The organism is Paucibacter sp. B51, from assembly GCF_027863535.1.
Taxonomy (GTDB): Bacteria; Pseudomonadota; Gammaproteobacteria; order Burkholderiales; family Burkholderiaceae_C; genus Paucibacter_A; species Paucibacter_A aquatilis.
Genome location: NZ_JAPIVN010000001.1, coordinates 3,304,902 through 3,321,860, shown reverse-complemented (window position 1 = coordinate 3,321,860; position 16,959 = coordinate 3,304,902). Strand labels below are relative to the sequence as shown.

12 protein-coding genes are annotated in these 16,959 nt (G+C 66.9%); 6 read left to right on the top strand and 6 right to left on the bottom strand.

Annotated features, from left to right (window positions below):
• Positions 1-163 precede the first annotated feature (163 nt).
• Positions 164-2,125: an acetate--CoA ligase gene (acs, locus tag OOB33_RS14280; RefSeq protein WP_271009163.1), complete on the bottom strand. Its 1,962-nt coding sequence runs from the start codon at positions 2,123-2,125 to the stop codon at positions 164-166.
• A 277-nt stretch (positions 2,126-2,402) separates the two neighbouring features.
• Here acs and OOB33_RS14275 point away from each other — a divergent pair, with 277 nt between their 5' ends.
• Positions 2,403-3,035 carry a TIGR00645 family protein gene (locus OOB33_RS14275; protein WP_102770111.1) on the top strand — a complete coding sequence of 211 codons (633 nt, stop codon included), beginning with the start codon at positions 2,403-2,405 and terminating at the stop codon, positions 3,033-3,035.
• Between the two features lie 120 nt (positions 3,036-3,155).
• Here the strand turns inward: OOB33_RS14275 and OOB33_RS14270 are convergent, their stop codons facing one another.
• The 3 genes from OOB33_RS14270 to nhaA form a co-directional block, all read right to left on the bottom strand.
• Positions 3,156-4,706, bottom strand: coding sequence for a methyl-accepting chemotaxis protein (locus OOB33_RS14270; protein WP_171826149.1), 1,551 nt, complete (start codon positions 4,704-4,706; stop codon positions 3,156-3,158).
• Positions 4,707-4,752: 46 nt separating this feature from the next.
• Positions 4,753-5,274, bottom strand: coding sequence for a cache domain-containing protein (locus OOB33_RS14265; RefSeq protein ID WP_223696560.1), 522 nt, complete (start codon positions 5,272-5,274; stop codon positions 4,753-4,755).
• Positions 5,275-5,528: 254 nt separating this feature from the next.
• Entirely contained in the window at positions 5,529-6,806 is a 1,278-nt protein-coding gene (gene nhaA, locus OOB33_RS14260) for a Na+/H+ antiporter NhaA (protein ID WP_271009162.1), read from the bottom strand.
• Between the two features lie 88 nt (positions 6,807-6,894).
• Between nhaA and OOB33_RS14255 the strand changes: the two genes are divergently transcribed.
• Entirely contained in the window at positions 6,895-8,436 is a 1,542-nt protein-coding gene (locus tag OOB33_RS14255) for a fumarate hydratase (protein WP_271009161.1), read from the top strand.
• Between the two features lie 672 nt (positions 8,437-9,108).
• On the opposite strand, the gene OOB33_RS14250 is transcribed toward OOB33_RS14255, so the two are convergent.
• Both OOB33_RS14250 and OOB33_RS14245 read right to left on the bottom strand, forming a co-directional pair.
• Complete coding sequence (locus tag OOB33_RS14250) at positions 9,109-10,377, bottom strand: mechanosensitive ion channel family protein (protein ID WP_271009160.1); 1,269 nt, start codon at positions 10,375-10,377, stop codon at positions 9,109-9,111.
• Positions 10,378-10,466: 89 nt separating this feature from the next.
• Positions 10,467-11,402 carry a histone deacetylase family protein gene (locus OOB33_RS14245; RefSeq protein WP_271009159.1) on the bottom strand — a complete coding sequence of 312 codons (936 nt, stop codon included), beginning with the start codon at positions 11,400-11,402 and terminating at the stop codon, positions 10,467-10,469.
• A gap of 59 nt (positions 11,403-11,461) precedes the next feature.
• Between OOB33_RS14245 and OOB33_RS14240 the strand changes: the two genes are divergently transcribed.
• The 4 genes from OOB33_RS14240 (at position 11,462) to mltB (ending at position 16,958) form a co-directional block, all read left to right on the top strand.
• Positions 11,462-12,406, top strand: coding sequence for an AAA family ATPase (locus OOB33_RS14240; RefSeq protein WP_271009158.1), 945 nt, complete (start codon positions 11,462-11,464; stop codon positions 12,404-12,406).
• Positions 12,407-12,415: 9 nt separating this feature from the next.
• Positions 12,416-13,489: a DUF58 domain-containing protein gene (locus OOB33_RS14235; protein WP_271009157.1), complete on the top strand. Its 1,074-nt coding sequence runs from the start codon at positions 12,416-12,418 to the stop codon at positions 13,487-13,489.
• Positions 13,486-15,558: a transglutaminase TgpA family protein gene (locus OOB33_RS14230; protein ID WP_271009156.1), complete on the top strand. Its 2,073-nt coding sequence runs from the start codon at positions 13,486-13,488 to the stop codon at positions 15,556-15,558. The genes OOB33_RS14235 and OOB33_RS14230 overlap by 4 nt, the downstream gene beginning before the upstream one ends.
• Positions 15,559-15,752: 194 nt before the next feature.
• On the top strand, positions 15,753-16,958 hold the full coding sequence (mltB, locus tag OOB33_RS14225) for a lytic murein transglycosylase B (protein ID WP_271009155.1): 1,206 nt from the start codon (positions 15,753-15,755) through the stop codon (positions 16,956-16,958).
• The last annotated feature ends 1 nt before the right edge of the window (position 16,959 follow it).

Here is a 16,959-nt window from a genome sequence, read left to right as displayed (position 1 = left end):
TTTGTTTTTCTGGGGCCGATGTGTAGTCAATAAGCCTGACCCAGTTGCTCGAGGATGGCCGGGTTCTGGTGATCCCCCACATCGCTGCGCGATATGAGTGATCCCCGAAACCTCGCCAGCAGCTGCGCTGCCCTCGCGCTCAAGCGCGACTCAAGCACCAGGGTCAGTAAGCCTGACCCAGTTGCTCGAGGATGGCCGGGTTCTCCAGGGTGCTGGTGTCCTGGGTGACGGCTTCGCCCTTGGCGACCGAGCGCAGCAGGCGGCGCATGATCTTGCCGGAACGGGTCTTGGGCAGGTTGTCGCCGAAGCGGATGTCCTTGGGCTTGGCAATCGGGCCGATTTCCTTGGCCACATGGTCGCGCAGCTGCTTGGCGATGACCTTGGCTTCGTCGCCGGTGGGGCGAGGACGCTTGAGCACCACGAAGGCACAGATGGCCTCGCCCGTGGTGTCGTCCGGGCGACCGACCACGGCGGCTTCGGCCACCAACTCGGTGCAACTGACCAGGGCCGACTCAATCTCCATCGTGCCCATGCGGTGGCCGGACACGTTCAGCACATCGTCGATGCGGCCAGTGATGGTGAAGTAGCCGGTGTCGGCGTCACGGATCGCTCCGTCGCCTGCCAGGTAGTAGCCCTTGAGCTCGCTCGGGTAGTAGCTCTTCTTGAAACGATCAGGATCGTTCCAGATGGTGCGGATCATCGAAGGCCAGGGCTTCTTGACGACCAGGATGCCACCTTGACCGTTGGGCACATCGTTGCCGGTCTCATCGACGATGGCAGTGGTGATGCCCGGGAAGGGCAAGGTGCAGGAGCCCGGAATCAGGGGCGTGGCACCCGGCAGCGGCGTGATCATGTGGCCGCCGGTTTCGGTCTGCCAGAAGGTGTCGACGATGGGGCAGCGGCCGCCACCGACATGCTTGTGGTACCACTCCCAGGCGGCGGGGTTGATGGGCTCACCAACCGAACCCAACAGGCGCAGGCTGCTCAGGTCATAACGAGCCGGATGCACGGCCTCGCTGGTCTCGGCCGCCTTGATCAGCGAACGGATGGCCGTGGGCGCGGTGTAGAAGATGCTGACCTTGTGCTTCTCGATCATCTTCCAGAAGCGGCCGGCATCCGGGTAGGTGGGCACGCCCTCGAACACGATCTCGGTGCCGCCCAAAGCCAAGGGGCCGTAGGCGATGTAGCTGTGGCCGGTGACCCAGCCGATATCGGCCGTGCACCAGAACACATCGTTGTCCTTGAGGTCGAAGGTCCACTTGGTGGTCAGCGCGGCATGCAGCAGATAGCCACCGCTGGAATGCTGGACGCCCTTGGGCTTGCCGGTGGACCCGGAGGTGTAGAGCAGGAACAGAGGGTGCTCGGCCTCGACCCACTCGGGCTCGCAGACCGTGGGCTGGGTGGCCAGCAGCTCATGCAACCAGTGGTCGCGGCCCTCGACCCAGCCGATCTTGCCGCCGGTGCGCTGGTAGACGATCACGTCCTTGAGCGTGGGGCAGCTGCCATCGGCCAGGGCTTCATCGACGATGGATTTGAGCGGCAAGGCCTTGCCGCCTCGCAGCTGCTCATCGGCCGTGATGACCATGACCGCGCCGGCATCCTGCACCCGGTCGCGCAGGCTCTGCGCCGAGAAGCCGCCGAACACCACCGAGTGGGTGGCGCCGATGCGGGCGCAGGCCTGCATGGCCGCGACACCCTCGACCGACATGGACATGTAGATGACGACGCGGTCGCCCTTCTTCACGCCGCGCGACTTCAGCACATTGGCCAGCTGGGCCGTCTTGGCCAGCAGCTCGCTGTAAGTGACCTTGGTGACCGCGCCATCGTCGGCTTCAAAAATGATGGCGACCTTGTCGCCCAGGCCGCGCTCGACATTGCGGTCCAGGCAGTTGTAGGAGACGTTCAGGCGGCCGTCTTCGAACCACTTGAAAAACGGGGCGTTGCTCTCGTTGAGCACCTGGGTGAAGGGTGTCTGCCAGGTGACGAACTCGCGGGCCAGGCGGGCCCAATAGCCCTGGTAATCGGCTTCGCTCTCGGCCACCAGGGCCTGATAGGCGGCCATGCCCTTGACGTGGGCCTGTTCTTGCCAGGCGGCGCTGGGCAGGTACGCTTGTGTCTCGCTCATGAAGGTGTCTCCTCGGGCAGGGCTTGATTGCAAACTGTGCGAATGTTTGCAACTGTGCGTCTTGTCTCTGACGAAGCGCTTACTCTAGCGCGGTAACTCAGCGTACCGAAGCGCGTGCCAGCCACGCCTTCCTCTGTTCGCACACCCTGGGCTGCCCTGCCTCGGCCTGCTGTTTTCTCCTGGGGAATCAACAAGTTCGGGGGCCTGCCTTCATGGGCATGCAAAGCGCGGCCCCTAGAATCGCGCCAGTTCAAATCGACCACCGAGTGAAAACCCTATGAGCACACCGTCGCGCCCCTTGCGCCCCTTACCTAACGTGATCTTCTCCAGCCGCTGGCTGCAGCTGCCCCTGTACCTGGGCCTGATCCTGGCGCAGGCGGTCTATGTGTTCCAGTTCTGGACCGAGTTGGTCCATCTGATTGAAGCTGCCTTTGGCAACCAGGAGGCCCTGGGCATGCTGGTCAAGAGCATCGGCTACAAGGCCACCGCCATCAAGGACGCCTCCGGACTTGTGATTGGCTACGAGCCGATTGCCAAGCTCAACGAGACCATCCTGATGCTGGTGGTGCTGGGCCTGATCGATGTGGTGATGATCTCCAACCTGCTGATCATGGTGATCGTGGGCGGCTACGAGACCTTTGTGTCGCGCATGGGCCTGGACGGCCACCCCGACCAGCCCGAATGGCTGAGCCATGTGAACGCCTCGGTGCTCAAGGTCAAGCTGGCCACCGCCATCATCGGCATCTCGTCCATCCACCTGCTCAAGACCTTCATCAACGCCGACAACTACAGCGAGAAAACGCTGATGTGGCAGACCTTGATCCACATCGCCTTCCTGTTCTCGGCCATCGCCATTGCCTACACCGACAAGCTGCTCAACAGCAGCCACGGCAAAGAGTCAGCTCACTGAAGCACGCCGCCCCACGCTGGGGCCTGGCCAAGAACAACGGCCGCCCAAGGGCGGCCGCTTCGCTTTTGCAGGCCCCATGGAGACCCGCTGGACCCCATGCCCGCGGGGGGCTTCTGCGGCTCAACCCGGCTGCTCGTCACCCAGGCGAAAGGTGTGAACCACCTCGGCCAGCCGCACCGCCTGCTCCTTGAGACTCTCGGCCGCTGCCGCCGATTGCTCGACCAAGGCCGCGTTCTGCTGCGTCATCTGATCCAGCTGCAATACCGATGAATTCACCTCACCGATGCCGCTGGACTGCGCGGCGGCGGCCGAGGAGATGTCGCCAATGATGTCGGATACCTTCTGCACACTGGCCACGATCTCATCCATGGTGCGGCCGGCATCGGCCACCAGGCGGGTGCCGCCCTCGACCTTGTCCACCGAGGCGCCGATCAAGGTCTTGATCTCACGCGCCGCCTGGGCGCTGCGCTGGGCCAGGGAGCGCACCTCGCTGGCCACCACCGCAAAACCCCGGCCTTGATCGCCCGCCCGGGCCGCTTCCACCGCGGCATTCAAAGCAAGGATATTGGTCTGAAAGGCAATGCTGTCGATCACGCCGATGATGTCGCCGATCTTGCGCGAGCTGGTGTTGATGTCCTCCATGGTGCTGACCACCTGGGCCACCACCTCGCCGCCGCGCGCTGCCACCTCGGCCGCCGTGGCGGCCAGGCGGTTGGCCTCGCCGGCAGAACTGGCGGAGTGCTTGACCGTGCCGGTCAGGTGATCCATCGACGAGGCAGCCTGCTGCAGATTGGAGGCCGTCTGCTCGGTGCGGGTGCTCAGGTCCTGATTGCCATGGGCGATCTCGGCACTGGCGGTGCGGATGGATTCCGACGAGGCCATCACCGTGCGCAACGAACGCCCCAGCTGTGCGGCCATGGCCGCCAGGGCCCGCATCAGATCACCGACCTCGTCCTGGCGCTGACTGCTGGCATCGATGGTCAGGTTGCCTGCCGCCACCTCGTTGGCCAGATCGGCTGCACGGCGCAGCTCGGCGGTCAGGGCCCGCTGCATCAGCCAGGACGCGGTCACGGCCAGCACACCGCACAGCAGACCCAAGGCTCCCAAGCCCCAGGCCAGGTGCTTGGAGGTCCGGTCCGATGCATCCATGCTCGCAGTAGCAAACTCGTCCGCATGCTCGACCACCGCATTCATCTGCGCGGCCAGGGCCTTGAAGGTAGCGTCCGCCTCCTGCATGGACGCCACGCCGATATTGGGGTCCATGGTGGCCAGGTCCAGGGCGGAATCGGCCTGCTTCAGGTACTTGTCGATCAGCACACCGAGTTTCTCGGCGGCGGACTTGACATCTTCATCGGCCGCCGGTGAATCCCCCAGAGCCAGGGTGACCCGTTTGACGCCCGCCAGCTGCAATGCCAAGTCATCACGCACGCTCTTGACCTTGGCTTCGTCCAGCGACGCAATGATGGTCAGCGTGCGGTAGACGCTAGCATGAACCAAGGCCAATTGCTCGCGCGAGCTGGTCAGAGTGCGAAAGACATCTTTTTGCGCCTCAAAGCTGGCGCGGTTTTCGCTCGCCGCTCGACTCAGAAAAATGGCATTGATCTGCCCGGCGCCGAACACGAGGACCGCGGTCAACAGCGGGGCGGCGAGCAATTTGCTTGCGAGTTTCATAGGACTCCCTGGGGATGGTGCACATGGTGCAGGCGGGCGCTTTGTTTTACTTGTAGATGCCGCCGCAAACCACCGTCTCTTCGAGCCGCTCGCAGTACATGCTCTTGGGCTCGATCTTCTTGGTCTCGGGATTGGTGAACTTGTAGTCCTGCCAGAAGCTGGGCTTGGCCTTGCCCATCTCCACGCGCTCCTTGACGAAGGCCTTGCCGTCCACATCCTTCAGATCGATCAGGTTCTTGCCCACCATCTTGATGTTGGCCCCATGTGCATGGACGACGCCGTCCAGTCCATAGACCACCAAATAGAGATCCTCAAAGCTGAACTGACCACCCTTGACCGAGATCTCGGCGTAGCCCTTTTCCTTGCCTTCCTTCTTGATGAAGGCCACGCCCTTCTTGACCATGGCCACCGCCTGTTCAGGCGTGGCGCCGCCGTCGGCCGCCAGGGCCGGGCGCGGCAAAAGCGCGGAGAACGCCAGCAAGGCCGGCGCGACCAAGCTCATCAAGAGAGCCGGTGCGGCAGAGACCGCGAAGGAGCACGGGGCAGCGTGGACAGGCAAGGATTTCATAGCGGGTTCCTTTTCTGAGAGCGAGCGGATGAATGACGACGAAGAAGTCGCTGCGAAGCCATTGAAGCTCGGTCTCATGACAAAGATCCGACTTGCGAAGCGACGCAGCCCCAAACTGACAAATCTGGCACGCAAATGACGCGTCAGCACCGGCCGAACGCCATCCCGCGCCAGTCTGCTTCTTCGACCCGATGCCGTCGAGCTTGAGCGTTTTTCCTGGGCTGCCCCGCAGCAGCCCAGCGCTTGGGGAATTTTTACCTGCTCGCCGCCGGCGCCGCCTTGTTCAGGATCAAGGTGCCCAAGACTCCGGCCAGGAGTGAGCCGCTCAGCACGCCCAGCTTGACCCGCGTCTCAAAGCTCGGATCCAGGCCGGCAAAGGCCAGGCCACCGATGAAGAGGCTCATGGTGAAACCAATGCCGCAGAGCACGCAGACGCCGAAGAACTGAGTCCAGCTGGCGCCCTGCGGCCGGCTGGCCGCGCCGGCCTTGATCAACAGCCAGGCGCTGCCGAAGACGCCCAGGGCCTTGCCCAGCACCAGTCCTGCGGCAATGCCGAGAGGCAGAGGCTCCAGCAAGGCCGCTGGGCTCAGGCCCGCCAGCGAGACCCCGGCATTGGCAAAGGCAAACATGGGCAGGATCAGGAACGACACCCAGGGATGGAGGCCATGCTCCAGGGTCTCCAGCGGCGAGTGACCGCCTTTGGGGTCGTGCATGGGGATGAAGAGGGCCGTGGCCACGCCGGCCAGAGTGGCATGCACGCCCGACTTGAGCACGCACAGCCACAGCAGCAGGCCCAGCACGATGTAGACATCGCTGCGCATCACACCGGCGCGGTTCAGCAAGGCCAGGCCGAGCAGGCACAAGGCCGCCAGGCCCAGCATCAGCAGGGACAGCTGCTGCGTGTAAAACAAGGCGATCACGACGATGGCGCCCAGGTCATCGATGATGGCCACGGCCGTCAGGAAGACCTTGAGCGAGGCCGGCACGCGCGAGCCCAGCAACATGACGATGCCGATGGCAAAGGCAATGTCGGTCGCCGCAGGAATCGCCCAGCCGCGCAGGGCCTGGGCGTCGCCCCAGTTGATGGCGCTGTAGATCAAAGCCGGCACCACCATGCCGCCCAGGGCGGCCACCGCCGGCAGCACCGCCTGGCGGCGCGAGGCCAACTCGCCCGCCACAAACTCGCGCTTGATCTCCAGGCCGACAAGGAAGAAGAACACCGCCATCCAGAGGTCGTTGACCCACACCAGCAGGGGCTTGGCCAGCAGCAAGGCCGTACCGCCGGCGCCATCGCCGATGCGCACCTCGCCCGGGATGCGGGTGAAGGCCTGGTAGGCCTCACCCCAGGGCGAGTTGCTGATGATCAGGGCGAGCACGGCCGCACAGGCGAGGATGATGCCGCTGGCGGACTCGCTGGCAAAGAAACGGCGCAGGGCTGGGGTCACGACGGGATCCTCCTCGACATTACACTGGTGGGCATGCTTGACTTGGCGCGCCCGGCCGGCCATCTCGTCCTGGATGTCCTGGCCCATTCAGCGCCCCGCAAGCTCAGCCCGGCATGATGCCGCAAGAATTTCTCAGTTCCTCCCACTTCTCCCCTCCCCTGTACGGACTCACACCATGAGCACACAGATTCGCTACCAAGATCTGGTTGACAGCGTCGCCGGCGCCCTGCAATACATCAGCTACTACCACCCGGCTGACTACATCGCCCACCTGGCCCGCGCCTACGAGCGCGAGCAAAGCCCGGCTGCCAAGGACGCGATCGCGCAGATCCTGACCAACTCGAAGATGTGCGCCGAGGGCCGCCGCCCGATCTGCCAGGACACCGGCATCGTCAACGTCTTCCTGAAGATCGGCATGAATGTGCGCTTCGTGGACTTCCCCGGCTCGATCGAGGATGCGATCAACGAAGGCGTGCGCCAGGCCTACAACCACCCGGACAACAAGCTGCGCGCCTCGGTGCTGAACGACCCGATCTTCGAGCGCAAGAACACCAAGGACAACACGCCCGCCGTCATCAACATGACCCTGGTGCCCGGTGACACGGTCGATGTCATGGTGGCCGCCAAGGGCGGTGGCTCCGAGAACAAGAGCAAGTTCGTGATGATGAATCCCAGCGACAACCTGGTCGACTGGGTGCTCAAGACCGTGCCCCTGATGGGCGCGGGCTGGTGCCCGCCGGGCATGCTGGGCATCGGCGTCGGCGGCACGGCCGAGAAGGCCATGCTGATGGCCAAAGAGTCCTTGATGGATGACATCGACATGTACGAGCTGCTGGCCCGCGGCCCGCAGAACAAGCTCGAAGAGCTGCGCATCGAGCTCTACGAGAAGGTCAATGCCCTGGGCATCGGCGCCCAAGGCCTGGGCGGCCTGACCACGGTGCTGGACATCAAGATCAAGACCTACCCCACCCACGCGGCCAGCAAGCCCGTGGCCATGATCCCCAACTGCGCCGCCACCCGCCACGGCCACTTCGTGCTCGACGGCTCGGGCCCGGCCTTCATCGAGCCGCCCAGCCTGGACCTCTGGCCCGATGTGAAGTGGGCGCCGGACTACAACAAGAGCAAGCGCGTCGACCTGAATGCGCTGACCAAGGAAGAAGTGGCCAGCTGGAAACCGGGCGACACCCTCTTGCTGAACGGCAAGATGCTGACCGGCCGCGACGCCGCGCACAAGCGCATTGCCGACATGTTGGCCAAGGGCGAAAAGCTGCCGGTGGACTTCACCAACCGCGTCATTTACTACGTCGGCCCGGTCGATCCGGTGCGCGAAGAAGTGGTGGGCCCCGCCGGCCCGACCACTGCCACCCGCATGGACGGCTTCACCCGCATGATGCTGGAGAAGACCGGCCTGATCGCCATGGTCGGCAAGGCCGAGCGCGGCCCGGTTGCGATTGAAGCCATCAAGGACAACCAGAGCGCCTACCTGATGGCTGTGGGCGGCGCCGCCTACCTGGTCAGCAAGGCCATCAAGGCCGCGCCGGTGGTCGGCTTCGCCGACCTGGGCATGGAAGCGATCTACGAGTTCGACGTGGTCGACATGCCGGTGACCGTGGCGGTGGACGCCGGCGGCACCAGCGCCCACATCACCGGCCCGGCCGACTGGAAAGAACGCATCGCCAGCGGCAAGACGGTGAGCATTCCGGTGAACGCGGGCTGATCGCAGCGCCCACCAGCCCATCAGAAGAGCCGGCAGCGATGCCGGCTTTTTTCGTTCTCGTTCTCGGCACATCGCGGACCATCGTTGTGCTCGTCACTCTCGCTGCGGTGTCTCGGCCCGCCGCCGGGCTCATGGTTCGCGGGTCGGCTCTGCGAGCCGACTCCCCTCGCTGCTCACTCCGCGGCTCAGCGGCGCCAAACTCCCTCCGTTCGCTGCGCTCACTGTGGTCAAACAGTGGCGCCGAGTCAGCGCTTGAAGCGCGTGGGTACACGCGCCTGAGCCGCTCCGCTGCGCCCTCGGCCGCGCACAAATCGCCCGTCGGCGGGCCGAGCCACCTCCGGAAGTGGCGTGTTCCACCGTGGAAGGGGCACATCGCCCGCGATGCAAGCGCCCTGCAGCCCGTGCCGCTGCCGGGCGATTTGTGCCGGGCCGAGCAGCACAGCGACTCGGGGCGCGCACGTACCCGTGCGCTTCAAGTACTGACTTGGCGCTTCTGTCTGAACGAAGCGAACGCAGGGAGCGAAGTGAGTTATGCGCCAGCCCCGAGGCGCGAGCAGCGCAGGGAAGTCGGCCCGTCAGGGCCGACCCCGGAACCATGAGCCCAGTGGCGGCACGGGCGGCAGGGCCTCACGAGAAAAACCAGCGGCTGCTCTGTGCCGCGACCAGACAACGCTAGGCCTGCCGCACCACCCGCTGCGGAAAGGGGATCTCGATGTTCAGGCCATTGAGCAGGCGCAGGATGGCCAGATTGACATCGGAACGCACGCCGCCCTGGCCGTTTTCGGGATCGGCGATCCAGAAGAACACCGTCAATTCCAGGCCGTCGGCGGCAAAGCTGCTCAGCTGCACCGAAGGACCGGGCTCGCTGAGCACGCGGGGCACCTCGCCCACCCGCGCCACCAGCTTGGGGATCAGGTCCTCGACATCGGTCCCGTACGCCACCTGCACCACGGTGCTGAGCAGCACCTTGGGATCGGCCAGCGAGGAGTTCTCCACCCGCTGGGTGATCATCATCTCGTTGGGCACCACGGCCTCGCGGCCATTGAGCGCGCGGATCACGGTGTAGCGCGTCTTGATGTCGCTGATGCGACCTTCGAAATTGTCGACACGGACCATGTCACCGATGCGCAGCGAGCGCTCGGCCAGGATGACAAAGCCCGAGACGTAATTGGCCGCCAGGCGCTGCAGGCCCAGACCGATACCCACGCCCAGCGCACCACCGAGCACGCCCAGCGCCGTCAGGTCGATGCCGGCCGCCGACAAGGCAAACAAGAGGCCCACCAGCAAGAGCAAGGCGCGGGTGATGTTGGCGGCGATCTTGCGCAGGGACAGGTCCATGCCGCCGCCGCGCAGCAAGCGCGCCTCGATCACGGACGACACCCACAAGGCCAGCACCAGCACCACCACCGCGGTGAACGAGCCTTCGATCAGATTGCGCAGCGAGATCTTGGTCACCCCGACCTTGAAATCGATCGCATCCAGCTCCTCCAGGAACCAGGGCAGCACGCCCGTCACCCAGAGGATGGAGCCGCCCCAGGCCATCCAGGAGACCGTGCGCTCGATCAGCTTGACCAGGCCCGAGGTGGGCATGGCCGCGCTGAGCACGCGCACCGTCATGCGGATCGCGAGCAGGGACACCAACACCGGCACCGCCAGCTTGAACACCGCCGGCGACAGGCCGAAGTGCGGCAGCACCTGCTTGGCCAGCAAGGCCAGCAGCAGGGCCAGCACGGGGAACAGCGCGCCGTCCACCACATGACGGCCAAACAGCACGGACGCCGGCCGGTGGGCCACGCGCCGGTTCAGCACGCTGACCACCAGCCAGGACAGACCCAGGCAGGCCACCAGCACCGCCAGACCGACCAAGGCGGTCGGGCTGAACAAGGCCGCGGTCAAGGCATGAAGTTCTTGGAAATCGATCGGTTTGCTGTTGCTGCTCATGCGCTCAGTGAAACGCGGCTCTGTGAAGCCGGCGTGAATCCAGAAAAAGGTTCAAAAAGGGGAAGCAAGATGGCCGCAGCGGCACGGCCTCAGATGCCGGCCAACACGCGCAGATGCACACCCACGCTGCGCGCCAGCGCGTCGAGGTTGTAGCCGCCTTCCAGGCAGGACACGATGCGGCCCTGGGCATGGCGCAAGGCCACATCCTTGATGCGCTGGGTGATCCACTCGTAGTCGGATTCCACCAGGCCGAGCTGGCCCAGATCGTCCTCGCGGTGGGCATCAAAACCGGCCGAGATGAAGATCATCTGCGGCTTGAAACGCTCCAGCGCCGGCAGCCACATGGCCTCGATCATGGAGCGCACCTCCATGCCCCGGGTGTAGGCCGGCACCGGCACATTGACCATGTTCTCGCCCTTGGGCACGGCGCCGTTGTAGGGGTAGAGCGGGTGCTGAAAGATGCTGACCATCAGCACGCGGTCATCGCCGGCGATGATGTCCTCCGTGCCATTGCCGTGGTGCACGTCGAAGTCGACGATGGCCACGCGCTTGAGGCCGCGGTCGTCCAGCGCATGACGCGCCGCCACCGCCACATTGTTGAAAAAACAAAAGCCCATGGTCTGGTCGCGCGTGGCATGGTGGCCCGGCGGGCGCACGGCGCAAAACGCGTTCTCGGCGCCACCATCGAGCACCAGATCGGTGGCCCGCACGGCCGCACCCGCGGCGCGCAAGGTGGCGGCCCAGGTGTGGGGCGTGGCCACGGTGTCCGGGTCCACCGCATGCGACTCGCCACGCTCGGCCAGGCCTTGCAGCAGATCGGCCAGCTCGGCCACATAGCTGTGGCTGTGCGCGCGCTCAACAGCGGCCAGATCCACCAGCGGCGCCTCGTGGCGCTCCAGCGCCTGGTCGATGCCGGTGGCCAGCAGCCAGTCGTCGATGGCCGTCAGGCGCTGCGGGCATTCCGGGTGGCCAGGGCCCATGTCATGCCGGCGGCAGTCGGGGTGGCTGAAATAGGCTGTCGACATGGGGGCGCAAAGTTGAGGGGACGGAACCAGCCGCACGGTTTTCCGCTATGGTGTCCTGCATGACGCGTGAAACACAGACCCTACAAGACAGCGCAGCGCAACTGACGGCTTTGCAGCAGCAGGTTAGCACGATCATCAAGGGCAAATCGGCGCAGATCCGCGACGGCCTGGCCTGCCTGATTGCCGGCGGCCACCTGCTGATCGAAGACCTGCCCGGCGTCGGCAAGACCACCCTGGCCCATGCCCTCGCCATCAGCCTGGGCCTGCAGTTCTCGCGCCTGCAGTTCACCGCCGACCTCATGCCCTCGGACCTGCTCGGCGTCAGCATCTACGAGCGCGAGAAAGCCGGCTTTGTCTTCCACCCCGGCCCGGTGTTCGCCCAGGTGCTGCTGGCCGACGAGATCAACCGCGCCGGCCCCAAGACCCAGAGCGCCCTGCTCGAGGCCATGGAGGAGAACCAGGTCAGCATCGACGGTGCCAGCCACGCCCTGCCCCAGCCCTTTTTCGTGATCGCCACGCAAAACCCCAGCGAGCAGCTCGGCACCTACCCCTTGCCCGAATCGCAGCTGGATCGCTTCCTGATGTGCATCTCGCTCGGTTACCCGGACGAAGCCGCCGAGCGCGAGCTGCTGGCTGGCCAGGACAGCCGCGAGGCCTTGCGCGCCCTGCGCCCGGTGATGACGCCCGCGCAGCTGCTGGCCACCCAGGCCGCGGTGCGAAACATCCATGCCGCACCGGCCCTGCTGGATTACCTGCAAGCGCTGATCAAGGCCACCCGATCGGGCGAGTGGTTCCGTGAGGGCCTGAGCCCGCGGGCCGGCCTGAGCGTGCTGCGTGCGGCGCGCGCGCGGGCCCTGCTGGTGGGGCGCGATTTCGTCTCGCCGGACGATATCCAAGCCATCCTGCCGCAGACCATCGCCCACCGCCTGCGACCCAAGGCCGGCGCCGGGCGCGGGCCTCGCGAGCAGGTGCGGGCCATGATCGAGGCCATCGCCCTGCCCTGAGCCCGCGCCATGGCCTTCACGATCGCAAGCCCGCTGCGCCGCCGCGTACAGGCCTGGTGGCTGGCACGCCACCAGCGCAGCGACCAATGGCAGCTCAGCCAGCGCAACCTCTACATCCTGCCCAGCCGGCCGGGGCTGTTCTTCTGCGCCACCTTGCTGGTGCTGCTGCTGGCCTCGATCAACGAGCAGCTGAGCCTGGGCTACCTGCTGACTTTTTTGCTCGGCGGTGCGGGCCTGGCCTCCATGCACAGCACGCACGGCAATCTGCAAGGGCTGAAGCTGGAGCTCAAACCGCCCGAGCCTGTGTTCGCGGGCGACGACGTGCAGCTGGAGCTGCGCCTGCACAACGACGACGCGCGGCCGCGCTGGGGCGTGGGCCTGGCCGTGCAGCCGCAACGCCTGTCCAGCTTCAAGACCGCCCGCGAGTTCGCCTGGACCGATGTGCCGGCGCGCGACCAGGCACCGCTGCAGCTGCGCTTTGCCAGCCCGGCGCGCGGCCTCCACCCGCTGCCGGCCTTGCAGATCATGAGCCGCTTTCCGCTTGGCCTGTTCCGCGCCTGGAGCGTCTGGCGGCCCGCGGCCCGGCTCTGGGTCTATCCCCAGCCCGAGCGCTCGCCACCGCCCTTCCCCGAAAGCGCCGGCGGCGGCGAGGGGCAGGCGCAAGCTCAGACCCGCGCGCTGCGCCAGGCCGGGCTGGAACTGGACGGCGTGCGGGGCTACCAGCGCGGGGACTCCATGCGCCAGGTGCTGTGGAAGAAAGCTGCGCTGAGCCTGGACAGCGGCGTGCTCGGCGCGCCGCTCTGGGTGCGCGACAGCCAGGCCCTGGCCTCGCAAGAGCTGTGGCTGGACTGGCGCGACACCGCCGGCCTGGCCGATGAAGAGCAACGCCTCTCGCGCCTGTGCGCTTGGCTCCTGGCGGCCGAAAGCCTGCAACGGCCCTACGGCCTGCGCCTGGACGGCCAGGAATGGCCGCCCGCCCTGGGCCCGGCGCAGCAGCAAGCCTGTCTGCGCGCCCTGGCCCGGCATGGTCAGACCGAGACCTTGGACGCGTCGCACGAGGATGAGAGCGAGGGCCCAGCATGAGCCGCGCCGGCCTCGCCATCTTCCAACGCTCGGGCAGCCTGCCGCGCGAGGCGCGCGACACCCTGTTCCTGCTGGCCACCATCGCCGCCGTGCTGCTGCCGCATCTGGATCACCTGCCGGCCTGGGCCAGCGGCATCACGGCCCTGGTGCTGGGCTGGCGCGGCTGGCTGGCCTGGCGGGGTCAGGCCTTGCCCGGGCGCTGGGCCCTGGTGGCCGTGCTGCTGCTCACCGCCGCGCTGACCTGGCTGACCCACCGCACCCTGCTGGGCCGCGAGGCCGGCATCACCATGCTGGTGATGCTGATGGCGCTCAAGACCCTGGAGCTGCGCGCGCGGCGCGACGCCTTCGTCGTGTTCTTCCTCGGCTTCTTCCTGGTGCTGACCAATTTCTTCTACTCCCAGTCGCTGTTGACGGCGATCTGGATGCTGGCCAGCGTCTGGGCCCTGCTCAGCGCCCTGGTGCTGGCGCAGATGCCGGTGGGCCAGCCCAGCCTGCGCATGGCCGCAGCCCAGGCGGCGCGCACCACGGCCTGGGGCCTGCCGGTGATGGTGCTGCTCTTTCTGCTGTTCCCGCGCATCGCGCCGCTCTGGGGTGTGCCGACGGATGCCGTCGGCCGCACCGGCCTGTCCAACACCATGGACTTCGGCGCCATGGCCGAGATCGCCAACGACGAGGCGGTCGCCATGCGCCTGCGCTTCGAGGGCGATCAAGCGCCGCCACCGCCCGAGGCGCGCTACTTCCGCGGCCCGGTGCTGGCCCAGTTTGACGGCCGCAGCTGGAGGCCCGCCCCGCAGACCTGGCCCGGACGCAGCGACAGGCTGACGCTGAGCGGCGCACCCCTGCGCTACGAGCTGACCCTGGAGCCGCTGCGCATCAGCGTGCTGCCCCTGCTGGAGATGAGCCCCGGCCAGGCCGGCGAGGCCCTGGAGCTGGACGGGCTGAGCCTGCGCCGCGCGCCGGAGCTGCAGTGGCAGGCCCCGCGCCCCATCACCGAGCGCCTGCGCCTGAGCACCAGCGCCTACCACGACTACCGCCATGGCCCGCAGCAGAACGAGCTGGTGCTGCAGAACTACCTGGACCTGCCGCCGGGCCTGAACCCCCGCACCCTGCAATGGGCGGCCGATCTGCGCCGCCAGCCGCGCTATGCGGGCCTGGAGGAGGTGCAGCTGACGCCCCGCCTGGTCGAGGCGGTGCTGGCCCACATCCGAAGCGCCGACTTCATCTACACGCTCGCGCCGGGCCGCTACGGCGCCGAGTCGCCGCATCTGATCGACGAGTTCTGGTTGGACCGGCGCCTGGGCTTTTGCGAGCACTTTGCCTCGGCCTTTGTCGTGGTGCTGCGGGCCATGGGCGTGCCGGCGCGGGTGGTGACCGGCTTCCAGGGCATGGACCCGATGCCGCAGGACGGCTACTGGATCGTGCGCAACAGCAATGCCCACGCCTGGGCCGAGTACTGGCTGCCCGGCCGCGGCTGGCTGCGCGCCGACCCCACGGCCGCGGTGGCGCCCGAGCGGGTGCTGCAGGGTCAGGCCTTGCGCCCGCCGCCGGGCCTGCTGGCCAATGCCCTGGGTCAGATCAACCCCACGTTGTGGCTGAATCTGCGCCGCGGCTGGGAGCTGCTCAACAACCGCTGGCAGCAGCAGGTGCTCAACTACTCGCGCCAGAACCAGTTTGACCTGCTCGAGCAACTGGGCGTCAGCCAGCCCGACTGGGCCGCGCTGGGCCAGCTCAGCGCCGGCGTGATCGCCGCCCTCGGGCTGCTGGGCGCCGCCTGGAGCCTCTGGCAGCGCCACCGCCCGCAAGACGCCTGGAGCCGCCAGCGGGGCCAGGTCTTGCGCGAGCTGCAGGCCCTGGGCCTGGTGGAAGCCGGCCCGCATCAAGGGCCGGGCGCCTGGGCGCAGATGCTGCGCGCTCGCTTTGGCGCAAAGGCCGAGCCGGCCGCGCGCCTGCTGCAGGCACAGGAGCTCGCACGCTACGGCCGGGGCGCCGAAGCCCAGACAGCAGGGTGGCGCGAACGGCGGCGCTGGCTGCAGGCCTTCCGCAGCGCCTGCCAGCAATGCCGCGGCTGAAGCCCTGACGCCCCGCTTCAGCGCCATGGGCGGCGATGGAGGCGGCAGCAAGCCGGGTATGCTGGCCCCTGTTTTCTGATCGATTTGATGTCTTTCTGTCTGTCCGCCTGCCCGCCTGCTTGCTTGCTTTTTCGATGCGTCTGCCTTCCTTGTTCTTCCACTCCCCCGTGCGGCCGCACGCCCCCGCTTCCCAAATGTCAGCGCCACCATCGCCCTGGCTGCGTGGACGCTGCGCGGGGCTGATCTTTTGCGCAGGCCTGCTGCTGGGTCTGAGTGCACCCAGCACCAGCCTCGCCGCGGCATCCGCCATCACGGAGGCCGGCAACCCAACAAGCAGCCCTAAAAAGGCCTCGGCGAAAACGACGGCCAAGCGGAGCGCCAAGCCGGCCGCCAAACCTCCAGCCAAAGCCAAGGCCAAGCCGGTGGCGCTCAAGCCCTTCGGCACCCGGCCCGATGTGCTGGCCTTTGCCGCCGGCCTGGCCAGCGAGCAAGGCTGGGACGAAGCCAGCCTGCAGCGCCTGCAGCAGCAATTGGCACAGGCCCACATCCACCCCACGGTGCAGCGCCTGATCATGCCGCCGCCGGCCGGCACGGCCAAGGATTGGGCGGCCTACCGCGCCCGCTTTGTCGAGCCGCGCCGCCTGCAGGCCGGCCTGCAGTTCTGGGAGCAGAACGCCGCCAACCTGGCCCGCGCCGAGAACGAGTACGGCGTGCCGGCCGAGCTGATTGCCGGCCTGATCGGCGTCGAGACCTTTTACGGTCAGATCACCGGCGGCTTCTCGGTGCTGGACGCGCTGGCCACCCTGGCCTTCGAGTTCCCCAGCGGCCGCAGCGACCGCAGCTCGTTTTTCCGCAGCGAGCTGGCTGAGTTCCTCAAGCTCTGCCGCCGCGAGGGTTTCAACCCTGCCGAGGTCAAAGGCTCCTACGCGGGTGCCATGGGCTGGCCGCAGTTCATGCCCGGCAGCTGGAACCGCTACGCCGTGGACTTTGACGGTGACGGCCACATCGACCTGATCCAGAGCCCGGCCGATGCCATCGGCAGCGTCGCCCACTACCTGGCCCGCCACGGCTGGCAGCGCGGCCTGCCCACCCACTACAGCCTGGCCATGCCGGTGGACACCAGCGCCCGCGCCCGCCTGCTGGCCCCCGACATCAAACCGAGCTTCACCGTGCAAGACCTGCAAGCCGCCGGTGCCCAGCTCAGCGAAGCAGCGCTGGAGCACCCGCCCAAGCAGCTGCTCGCCGTGGTGGAGCTGCAAAACGGCGACGCCGCACCGAGCTACTGGATCGGCACCGAAAATTTTTATGTGCTGACCCGCTACAACTGGTCCAGCTACTACGCCTTCGCGGTGATCGAGCTGGGTCGCACCCTGGCCGGCATGCGGGCGGCGGGGCGCTGAA

Bases quoted from the DNA above. Each gene is read 5' to 3' on its own strand.
- acs (WP_271009163.1), bottom strand. From the start codon at position 2,125: ATGAGCGAGACACAAGCGTACCTGCCCAGCGCCGCCTGGCAAGAACAG.
- OOB33_RS14275 (WP_102770111.1), top strand. From the start codon at position 2,403: ATGAGCACACCGTCGCGCCCCTTGCGCCCCTTACCTAACGTGATCTTC.
- OOB33_RS14270 (WP_171826149.1), bottom strand. From the start codon at position 4,706: ATGAAACTCGCAAGCAAATTGCTCGCCGCCCCGCTGTTGACCGCGGTC.
- OOB33_RS14265 (WP_223696560.1), bottom strand. From the start codon at position 5,274: ATGAAATCCTTGCCTGTCCACGCTGCCCCGTGCTCCTTCGCGGTCTCT.
- nhaA (WP_271009162.1), bottom strand. From the start codon at position 6,806: ATGGGCCAGGACATCCAGGACGAGATGGCCGGCCGGGCGCGCCAAGTC.
- OOB33_RS14255 (WP_271009161.1), top strand. From the start codon at position 6,895: ATGAGCACACAGATTCGCTACCAAGATCTGGTTGACAGCGTCGCCGGC.
- OOB33_RS14250 (WP_271009160.1), bottom strand. From the start codon at position 10,377: ATGAGCAGCAACAGCAAACCGATCGATTTCCAAGAACTTCATGCCTTG.
- OOB33_RS14245 (WP_271009159.1), bottom strand. From the start codon at position 11,402: ATGTCGACAGCCTATTTCAGCCACCCCGACTGCCGCCGGCATGACATG.
- OOB33_RS14240 (WP_271009158.1), top strand. From the start codon at position 11,462: ATGACGCGTGAAACACAGACCCTACAAGACAGCGCAGCGCAACTGACG.
- OOB33_RS14235 (WP_271009157.1), top strand. From the start codon at position 12,416: ATGGCCTTCACGATCGCAAGCCCGCTGCGCCGCCGCGTACAGGCCTGG.
- OOB33_RS14230 (WP_271009156.1), top strand. From the start codon at position 13,486: ATGAGCCGCGCCGGCCTCGCCATCTTCCAACGCTCGGGCAGCCTGCCG.
- mltB (WP_271009155.1), top strand. From the start codon at position 15,753: ATGTCAGCGCCACCATCGCCCTGGCTGCGTGGACGCTGCGCGGGGCTG.